Genomic DNA, 8,875 nt, shown 5'->3' with positions numbered 1-8,875 from the left:
ACACCCCGCCCACGACCTCCGGCCGGTGCGTCAGGCGCCGGTCGCGCAGGACGTCCCACAGCGAGCCGGCCGCGCCCGTCTTCGGCTCCCAGGCGCCGAACACCACCCGCGCGACCCGGGCCAGGCCGATCGCCCCCGCGCACATCGTGCAGGGTTCGACGGTCACCGCGAGCGTCGTGCCCTCCAGGCGCCACTCGCCCACGACCGCGGCCGCGGCGCGCAACGCCAGCACCTCCGCATGTGCGGTGGGGTCGCCGAGCGCCTCGCGCGCATTGCAGGCGGCGGCCAGCTCGGTGCCGTCCGCGGCGAGGACCACCGCACCGATCGGGACGTCACCGGTGCGCGCGGCGTCGCCGGCCACGCTCAACGCGCGGCGCAGCACGGCCTCGTCGGAGGGCAGGGCGTGCACGGGCGGGGAAAGACGGGCCGGTGGCTCAGCGGCCGACGGCCTCGTCGAGCGAGTCGGCGAACCCGAGACGGCGCGCGATCGACTCCAGCTGCTCGTCCGGGTAGAGGTCCGGGTCCCCGACCAGGACCTCCAGCTCGTCCGGGGGGAGGCCGAAATCGGACAGGATGCCCAGGTCGCCCTCGGGCCACGGGTCGTCGAGCGCGTCGTCGTCCGGCGGGAGCTCGATGCGCAGCAGGTCCAGCACGTCCGCGGCGACGTCGTAGTCCAGCGCGGCGACCGCGTCGGAGAGCAGCAGCCGGACGCCGCCGGGGCCCGGGCGCAGCAGAACGAAGAACTCGTCGTCCACGTCGAGCAGCCCGATCACCGCTCCCTGCGAGCGCAGCCCGCGCAGCGCCGTGATCGCCGCGTCGAGGTCCTCCAGCACGCCGGCGGCCAGCCGGACGCAGCGCCAGCGACCCTCCTCCCGGATCGCGGCCACCGCGAATCCGGGCAGGGCGGCTTCCCGCTTGTCCGGGGCGACTTCGACGCTCTGCGTGGGCACGGGCCCACGGTACGTCGTTGCGGCCATTGTGGTCCACGCCACATCAGGGTATGGCCCGTCACACTGACACCATCGGGGCATGCCGATCACCCCGTCGTCCGTCCGGGACCTTCCGGTGGGCCTGCTCGGCCGGGCCCAGGCGGTGCAGCCGCGCACCGTGGCACTGCGCCGTGCGCTGCACCGGCGACCCGAGCTCGGCCTCGACCTGCCCGCCACCCGCGACGCCGTCCGGGACGCCCTGGCCGACCTCCCGATCACCGTGCACCTGGGCGGGTCCTGCAGCTCCGTGGTCGGGGTGATCGAGGGCGCCCGGCCCGGGCCGACGGTGCTGCTGCGCGGCGACATGGACGCGCTGCCGCTGCAGGAGGACACCGGTCTCGGCTTCGCCTCCGAGGTCGACGGTGCGATGCACGCCTGCGGGCACGACACGCACGTCGCGATGCTGGCCTCGGCCGCGCGCCTGCTCGCCGAGGACCGCGACCGCCTCGCCGGACGGGTGCTGCTGATGTTCCAGCCCGGCGAGGAGGGCTTCCACGGGGCGCGGCACATGATCGAGGAGGGCCTGCTCGAGCGTTCCGGCCCGGCCGGCGAACCGGAGGCGGCGTTCGCGCTGCACATCTCCTCCACGCTGCCCTCCGGGGAGCTGCACCACCGCCCCGGCGCGATCATGGCCGCGGCCGACGTCCTGCGCGTCACCGTCACCGGCCGCGGCGGGCACGCCTCGGCACCACAGGACGCGTGCGACCCGGTGCCGGCCGCGGCGGCGATGGTCGGCGCGCTGCAGACGATGCTGACCCGCCGGATCGGCCCGCACGACCCGGCCGTCCTCACGATCGCCCGGATCACCGCCGGGACCACGGACAACATCATCCCGGAGACCGCGCAGCTCGAGGGCACGCTGCGGACGCTGTCCGAACCGGTCCGCGCGCAGCTGCACACCGAGATCGACCGGGTGTGCCGCCACCTCGCGCTGGCCCACGACTGCACCGCGGAGGTCGAGATCGTGCCCGGCTACCCGGTGACGGTGAACGACCCCGGCGCGGCGGAGTCGCTGGCCCGGGTCGGCGCGAAGGTGCTCGGCGCGCCGCGGTGCACCCCGATGCAGGCCCCGATCATGGGGGCCGAGGACTTCTCCTACGTGCTGCGACGGGTGCCGGGCGCGCTGGCCTTCCTCGGCGGGCGCCCGGCGGGCGTCGCTGCGGAGACCGCGCCGCCGAACCACTCCAACCGGGTCGTGTTCGACGAGTCCGCGCTCCCGTCCGGGGTCGCGGTCCACGCCGGCCTGGCGCTGGCCGCGCTGAGCGGCTGAGAGCGGACGCAGCTGGGAGGCTGGGCGCGTGTTCTCCCTTCCCGACCTGGTCCGCGCACTGCACGACGGCACGCTCACCCCGTCCGCCCACGTCGAGGACGTGCTGGAGCGGCTCTCCGGCGACACCACGAACTCGGTGGTCACCCTGGACGCCGAGGGCGCCCGCCGGCGCGCGGCCGAGCTCACCGAGGCGTCGCGGCGCGGCGACCGGGCCGGGCGGCTGCACGGCGTCGCGGTCGGGATCAAGGACCTCGTCGACGTGGCCGGGCTACCCACCCGCTGCGGGTCCCGGATCCTCGCCGACGCGCCCCCGGCGGCCGCGGACGCGCCGATCGTCGCCCGGCTGCGCGCGGCCGGGGCGGTGATCGTCGGCAAGCTACACACCCACGAGTTCGCCTACGGCCCGACCGGCGACGCCGCGGCGACCGGCCCGGCGCACAACCCGCACGACCTCGCGCGGATCACCGGCGGCTCGTCGTCCGGGTCGGCCGCGGCGCTCGCGGCCGGGCACCTGGCGCTGACGGTCGGCACCGACACCGGGGCGAGCGTGCGCACCCCGGCCGCGCTGTGCGGCGTCGTCGGGCTCAAGCCGTGCCGCGGCGCCCTGCCCGGTGACGGGGTGTTCGCGCTGGCGGAGTCGTTCGACACGGTCGGGCTGCTGGCCCCGGACGTCGCGTCGGTCGGGCTCGCCTGGGACGCGCTCACCGGCGCCGGCGGTGGTCGTGACGACGTGCGCGGGCTCCGGGTCGGGGTGGCCGAGGACGACTACTGGCGCCCGCACGACCCGGTGCTGGCCGCCGCCGTCACCGCGGCCGCCGACGCGCTGGACCGCGCCGGCGCCGAGGTGGTCGCGGTCCGCACCCCCGGTATCGAGGAGCTGGCCGCGACGTATCCGACGATCTGTGGTGCCGAGGCCTACGCGACGCACCGGGAGTGGTTCGAGAGCCGCCGCGACGAGTACCAGCCCGCCACCCGGGACCGGCTGGACGCACAGACCGGGACACCCGCGCACGCCTACGTGGCCGCGCAGCGGGCCCGCCGCCGTCTCGGCGACGACCTGCTGGCCCACCTCGGCGCCCGGGTGGACATGCTCCTGTCCGCGACCACCCGCCTGCGCGCCACCCCGATCGGCGCCGAGGAGGTCCCCCTCCCGGACGGCACGACGGCGCACGTCCGGACGTCGATGCTGGCGCTGACCAGTCCGTTCAACCTGACCGACCGCCCGGCTGTCTCGGTACCGGCCGCGTTGCCGTCCGACGGGCTGCCGGCCGGGATGCAGGTCGCGGCCGTCGGCACGGACGTCTCCCCCGTGCTCCGGGCCGCGGCGGTCATCGAGGGCGTCGCCTGATCCGCGCGGGCCCTCATCCGGGCGAGATGGCCAGGACCGGCCAGCCGATCTCGGTGCGCCACCCCGACGGGTCCGGGGTGTCGCGCGGCCCGACCAGGTAGGTCTCGTGCACCGGACCGGCGATCGCGAGCGCGTGCCGGTCCACCCAGCGGCCGAGCTCGCCGTAGGTGACGTCGATGTCGGAGTGCTCGCCGCGGTGCACCGCCACCGCCAGCTCGGTCTCGTGGAGGACCAGCGGCGCGATCCGCCCGGAACGCGGTGGGTCGCCGACCGGCAGGTAGACCGCCAGCTCGCCGACGTCGTCGGTCTGCAGGGCGGAGTCGAACAGGCTCCCGGGCGGGCCGGTGGGAACGCGGCCGCCGGCCGCGAGCACGGCGTCCAGCTCGGCCGCGGCGCCGGCGTACCAGCCGAGCACGTCGGCCCGGGCGACCGTGCCGCGTACCGCCGCGACGACCGCCCGGGGGCGGACCAGCCTGCGCACCTGCAGCGGTTCCGGGTCGGGAGCGAGCAGCCTGCGCAGCGAGGTCACCGCCGTGTGCGTGCGCGCCAGCTGCGCCTCCAGCCGGGCCAGGTGCCCGGCCACCAGGTCGGCGCGCCGGTCCGGGTCCGGGGTGGACAGCAGCTCCCCGATCTCGCGCACCGGCATGTCCAGCTCGCGCAGCCGGTGGATCATCTGCGCCGCCGCGATCTGCTCGGGCCGGTAGTACCGGTAGCCGGTCGCGTCGTCGACCTCGGCCGGCTCCAGCAGCCCGGACTCGTGGTGGCGCCGCAGCGTCTTCACCGACAGGTGCGTCATCCGCGAGAAGTCGCCGATGCCCAGCCGTCCCGCTCTCGATTCCTGCCGCACCCGGACAGTGTGGAGCCTCCCCCGGGGGGAGGGTCACGGATCTGGACCCTCCCCCGCCGGCAGGGCACAGGGTCGGTTCCACAGCACGCCACCGACCGCACGAGGAGCACCACATGACCGACACCGCGATCTCCGACTCGCTCGCCGGACGGCGGGCGCTGGTGACCGGGGGCAGCCGCGGCATCGGCGCCGCCGTGGTGGCCCGCCTCGCCGCCGCAGGCGCCGACGTCCTGACCACCGCCCGGAACGCGCCGGACGGCCCGGGCGGCCCGGCCGCGTTCGTCGCCGCCGACGTCAGCACGCCCGCCGGGGCCGCAGCGGTGGCGCGCCGGGTGACCGAGCGCTGGGGGACCCTGGACATCCTGGTCAACACCGTCGGCGGGTCGCACGCCGGGCCGGGCGGGTTCGCCGCACTCGACGACGAGCAGTGGCAGGCCGACCTGGACACGAACCTGCTCGGCGCCGTCCGGCTGGACCGCGCGCTGGTCCCGGCGATGGTCGCGGCCGGGTCCGGCGCGGTCGTGCACGTCACGTCCATCCAGCGCCGGATGCCGCTGTTCGAGGCCACCCTCGGCTACGCCGCCGCGAAGGCGGCCCTGACCACCTACAGCAAGGGCCTGGCCAACGAGGTCGGGCCGTCCGGGGTCCGGGTCAACACCGTCGCCCCCGGCTTCGTGCGCACCGACGGCGCCGACGGTCTGGTGCAGCGCATCTCCGACGGGCAGGGCATCGACCGCGCCGCCGCGTTGAAGCAGGTCATGGACTCCCTGGGCGGCATCCCGATCGGGCGTCCCGCCTCGCCCGCCGAGGCCGCCGAGCTCATCGCGTTCCTGGTCTCCGACCGCGCCGGGTCGGTCAACGGCGCCGAGTTCGTGATCGACGGCGGCACCGTCCCCACGGTCTGACCCTCGCACCGTCCAGCACCATCCACGACATCAGGGAGCACGCCATGACCGGAACGACCGATCTCGTCCACCGCTACTTCGACCTCGCCGCCGGCGCGGACACCGACGCCTACCTCGACCAGTTCGCCGCGGACGCCGTGGTCGAGGACGAGGGCCACGAGCACCACGGCCTCGCCGCCGTCCGGGCCTGGCGGCACGGCGCGCCCCCGGTCACCTACACCGTCCGCGAGATCGTCGACCACGACGGCGGGCACGCCGCTCATACCGAGATCGCCGGCGACTTCCCGGGCAGCCCGGTCGCGCTCACCTTCCGGTTCACCTTCACCGGCGACGGGCACGTGCGGACGCTGAGCATCCGGCCCTGACCCGGGGGGCCATGACCCGGGCGGCTCCGGCCGCACCGCACGGACCGGCCCGGCGGGCGCGCTCTACCCTCGTCGGCATGCGAGCGGTGTGCGTGCTGGGAACCGGTCTGATCGGCGGATCCGTGCTGCGGGCGGCCGTCCGCGACGGGCGCGACGCGTGGGGCACCGCGGCCTCCGACCCCACCGCGGCGGCCGCCGTCGCCGACGGTTTCGACGTCACCACCGACACCGACGCCGCACTGCGCCGGGCCGCCGAGGCCGACGCGCTGGTCGTCGTCGCGGTCCCGCTGACGGCGCTGGACGCGGTGCTGGCGCGGGTCGACGAGATCGCGCCGGACTGCCGTCTGACCGACGCGATCAGCGTGAAGGGCGCCGTCGCCGACGCCGTCGCCGAGCACGCGCCGCAGGCCCGGTACGTGGGCGGGCACCCGATGGCCGGCACCGCCGAGTCCGGCTGGGCCGCCGGCAGCCCGGACCTGTTCGACGGCGCCGCGTGGGTCGTCGCCGCCGACGACGGCCTGGATCTCGAGGTCTGGCGCGACGTCGCGGAGCTGGCCTGGACGTGCGGGGCGCGGGTCGTCCCAGCCGCATCCGACGAGCACGACCTGGCCGTCGCGAAGATCTCACACCTGCCGCACCTGTTCGCCGCGGTGCTCTCCGCGGTCGGCGCGGGCGGGCAGGGCGACGACCTCGCGCTGTCGCTGGCCGCCAGCTCGTTCGCCGACGGCACCCGGGTCGCCGGCACCCGCCCGGAGCTGGTGCTCGCGATGTGCGAGGGCAACCGGAGCGCGCTGCTGGCCGCCGTCGACGACGCGCTGGGCAGGCTCGGCGCGATGCGCGGCTCGCTCGCCTCCACCGGCGGCCTCGCCGCGACGGTGACGAACGGCTACGAGGGCCGTCAGCGCTGGGCGTCCACCCGGGACCCGCTGGCCCTTCCGGTGGCCCTGGACGGCGACGACCCGGACGCGGTCCTCGCCGAGCTGCGCGACCTGGGCCGGCGCGGCGACGTCGTGGAGCCCTGGAAGGCCTGACCCCTGCCCGGGGACCGGGGGCCGGCGCTCGGCTCACCCCCGCTCGCGCCGGACCTCCGCCGGCTCGACGTCGTCGCGGACCCCGCGGAACACGGGCTGGCGCAGCCGCCCGGCGGCGGTCCAGCCCAGGTGCGCGACCTCGACGACGACCAGCGGCTCGCTCCAGTGCGCGCCGCTCTGATCCACCCGCGGCACGTCCGCACCGAACGGTGAGGTCGCCGACGTCACCGGGGCCAGGCGCTCGGCCAGCACCTGCTGCACCGCCGCGCCTGCCAGCCCGGACCCGACGCGGCCGGCGAACTCGAGCCGGCCGTCGTCGCCGGGGACGCCGAGCAGCAGCGCGCCGATCCGCCGTCCGCCGGTGCGCTCCTCACGCCAGCCACCGACCAGGCAGCTCTGCGAGTACCGGTGGGTGACCTTGACCCAGCTCGGGCTGCGCCGCCCCGCGCGGTAGACCGAGTCGGCACGTTTGGCCACCACGCCCTCCATCCCGCGCTCGCCGGTCACCGCGAGCAGGGCCGCCCCGTCCGGGTACAGCGGTGACGACGCGACGGTGTCCAGCCCGTCGAGGTCGAGGCGGTCCAGGGTGGCCCGGCGCTCGGCGAGCGGACGGTCGGTCAGGTCGACCCCGTAGAGACGCAGCACGTCGAACACCATGAACGTGACCGGGCGGGCGGTCGCCACCGACGGCGACACGGCGGCGTGCATCCGGTGCGCCAGAGCGGCGAAGCTGGGCACGCCGCCGTCGAGCAGCACGACCTCCCCGTCCAGCACGACGTCCGGGGCCAGCTCGGCGATACCGGCCAGCTCCGGGAAGTTCGCGGTCACGTCGCGACCGGTGCGGGTGGCCAGTCCGAGGGTCCCGTCGGCGACGTCGGCGACCACCCGCATGCCGTCCCACTTGACCTCGAACAGCCAGTCGTCCCCGGTCGGGAGGGGTCCGGGGGTGGCGAGCATGGGCAACACCCCGTCATGCTGTCACCGCCGGGCCGGAACCGGAGTACCGAAGCGCGTCCGGCCCGCGGGAGGGGGAATCGCGCCATGCGTGCCATCTGGAGCGGGGCCGTGTCGTTCGGCCTGGTCAGCGTGCCGATCAAGGTGTACTCGGCCACGACGAACCACGACGTGCGGTTCCACCAGGTCCACGGGCCCGACGGCGGCCGGATCCGCTACAAGCGGACCTGCCAGGTGTGCGGCGAAGAGGTCGAGTACGCGGACATCGTCAAGGGCTACGAGACCCCGGACGGCGAGCTGATCACCCTCGACGAGAACGACCTGAACTCGCTGCCGACCGCCACCGGCCACGAGATCGACGTGATCGAGTTCGTCCCGGCCGACCAGATCGACCCCCTGCTGTTCGACAAGAGCTACTTCCTGGAGCCGGAGACGAAGGCGGCCAAGCCCTACGCGCTGCTGCGCGAGGCGCTGACCGAGACCGACCGGATGGCCGTGGTCAAGGTCGCCCTGCGCCAGCGCGAGACGATCGCGCTGCTCCGCGTGCGCGGCAAGGCGATCGTGCTGCAGACGATGCTCTGGCCGGACGAGGTGCGCGAGCCCGAGTTCGACATCCTCGACACCGACGTCGAGCTGCGCCCCCAGGAGCTGCAGATGGCGTCGTCGCTGGTGGAGAGCATGGGCGCGGACTTCGACCCGGCCGAGTTCCACGACGACTACCGCGACGCCGTCGTCGAGCTGATCGAGTCCAAGAAGGAGCACGGCGACGCGCGCCCGGCCCCGGCCGCGGAGAAGCGCGACGACGGCGCCGACTCGATGAGCGACCTGCTCTCCGCCCTGCAGGCCAGCGTCGACGCCGCGCGCGGGTCGAAGTCCGGTGGCTCCGGCTCGAAGACCGGCTCGTCGAAGACCGACTCCGCGAAGACCGACTCCGCGGACGACACGGGGACCGGGTCCGACACCGGGGGCGGCTCCGACACCGGGGGCGGCGAGAAGAAGTCCACCACCCGCCGCAAGACCCCGGCCGCGGGCACGACCCGCTCCCGCGCGAAGAAGACCGAGGACACGGCCGACGACGACAAGAGCGACACCGGGACGAAGACCACCACCCGCAAGCGCGCCCCCCGCAAGACCGCCTGAGCCGCGTCCCGAGGGGTCCCCTCGCT

Annotated in this window: 10 protein-coding genes; 6 read left to right on the top strand and 4 right to left on the bottom strand. The window is 75.6% G+C overall.

Going from position 1 to position 8,875, the window contains the following annotated elements:
• Positions 1 to 400 (bottom strand): nucleoside deaminase (locus I4I78_RS26185; protein ID WP_226380461.1); only part of this gene is annotated, 400 nt, incomplete at its 3' end.
• Between the two features lie 34 nt (positions 401 to 434).
• Positions 435 to 950, bottom strand: a complete 516-nt coding sequence (locus I4I78_RS26180; protein WP_308252362.1) for a tRNA adenosine deaminase-associated protein — start codon at positions 948 to 950, stop codon at positions 435 to 437.
• 79 nt (positions 951 to 1,029) lie between these two features.
• Here I4I78_RS26180 and I4I78_RS26175 point away from each other — a divergent pair, with 79 nt between their 5' ends.
• Positions 1,030 to 2,259, top strand: a complete 1,230-nt coding sequence (locus I4I78_RS26175) for a M20 family metallopeptidase (RefSeq protein WP_218614158.1) — start codon at positions 1,030 to 1,032, stop codon at positions 2,257 to 2,259.
• Between the two features lie 28 nt (positions 2,260 to 2,287).
• Positions 2,288 to 3,607, top strand: a complete 1,320-nt coding sequence (locus tag I4I78_RS26170; RefSeq protein ID WP_218614157.1) for an amidase — start codon at positions 2,288 to 2,290, stop codon at positions 3,605 to 3,607.
• 13 nt (positions 3,608 to 3,620) lie between these two features.
• On the opposite strand, the gene I4I78_RS26165 is transcribed toward I4I78_RS26170, so the two are convergent.
• Positions 3,621 to 4,454: a MerR family transcriptional regulator gene (locus I4I78_RS26165; protein ID WP_308252361.1), complete on the bottom strand. Its 834-nt coding sequence runs from the start codon at positions 4,452 to 4,454 to the stop codon at positions 3,621 to 3,623.
• A 113-nt stretch (positions 4,455 to 4,567) separates the two neighbouring features.
• Between I4I78_RS26165 and I4I78_RS26160 the strand changes: the two genes are divergently transcribed.
• The 3 genes from I4I78_RS26160 (at position 4,568) to I4I78_RS26150 (ending at position 6,755) form a co-directional block, all read left to right on the top strand.
• On the top strand, positions 4,568 to 5,359 hold the full coding sequence (locus I4I78_RS26160; RefSeq protein ID WP_218614156.1) for an SDR family oxidoreductase: 792 nt from the start codon (positions 4,568 to 4,570) through the stop codon (positions 5,357 to 5,359).
• Between the two features lie 44 nt (positions 5,360 to 5,403).
• The gene (locus I4I78_RS26155) at positions 5,404 to 5,724 is read left to right on the top strand and encodes a nuclear transport factor 2 family protein (RefSeq protein WP_218614155.1); all 321 of its coding nucleotides are present in this window, start codon (positions 5,404 to 5,406) and stop codon (positions 5,722 to 5,724) included.
• A 77-nt stretch (positions 5,725 to 5,801) separates the two neighbouring features.
• Positions 5,802 to 6,755, top strand: a complete 954-nt coding sequence (locus tag I4I78_RS26150; protein WP_218614154.1) for a prephenate dehydrogenase — start codon at positions 5,802 to 5,804, stop codon at positions 6,753 to 6,755.
• Between the two features lie 33 nt (positions 6,756 to 6,788).
• On the opposite strand, the gene ligD is transcribed toward I4I78_RS26150, so the two are convergent.
• Complete coding sequence (gene ligD / locus I4I78_RS26145) at positions 6,789 to 7,712, bottom strand: non-homologous end-joining DNA ligase (RefSeq protein WP_218614153.1); 924 nt, start codon at positions 7,710 to 7,712, stop codon at positions 6,789 to 6,791.
• Between the two features lie 84 nt (positions 7,713 to 7,796).
• Between ligD and I4I78_RS26140 the strand changes: the two genes are divergently transcribed.
• Positions 7,797 to 8,849 carry a Ku protein gene (locus I4I78_RS26140; RefSeq protein ID WP_218614152.1) on the top strand — a complete coding sequence of 351 codons (1,053 nt, stop codon included), beginning with the start codon at positions 7,797 to 7,799 and terminating at the stop codon, positions 8,847 to 8,849.
• Positions 8,850 to 8,875: the final 26 nt, after the last annotated feature.

Source organism: Pseudonocardia sp. KRD291 (assembly GCF_019263595.1).
Classification (GTDB): Bacteria; Actinomycetota; Actinomycetes; order Mycobacteriales; family Pseudonocardiaceae; genus Pseudonocardia.
The sequence above is the reverse complement of the archived record's forward strand: the minus strand, read 5'-3'. Positions and strand labels throughout refer to the sequence as shown.

What these genes read in the sequence shown, in the direction of transcription:
- I4I78_RS26155 (WP_218614155.1), top strand. Translation starts at nt 5,404, where the DNA reads ATGACCGGAACGACCGATCTCGTCCACCGCTACTTCGACCTCGCCGCC.
- I4I78_RS26150 (WP_218614154.1), top strand. Translation starts at nt 5,802, where the DNA reads ATGCGAGCGGTGTGCGTGCTGGGAACCGGTCTGATCGGCGGATCCGTG.
- I4I78_RS26160 (WP_218614156.1), top strand. Translation starts at nt 4,568, where the DNA reads ATGACCGACACCGCGATCTCCGACTCGCTCGCCGGACGGCGGGCGCTG.
- I4I78_RS26140 (WP_218614152.1), top strand. Translation starts at nt 7,797, where the DNA reads ATGCGTGCCATCTGGAGCGGGGCCGTGTCGTTCGGCCTGGTCAGCGTG.
- ligD (WP_218614153.1), bottom strand. Translation starts at nt 7,712, where the DNA reads ATGCTCGCCACCCCCGGACCCCTCCCGACCGGGGACGACTGGCTGTTC.
- I4I78_RS26175 (WP_218614158.1), top strand. Translation starts at nt 1,030, where the DNA reads ATGCCGATCACCCCGTCGTCCGTCCGGGACCTTCCGGTGGGCCTGCTC.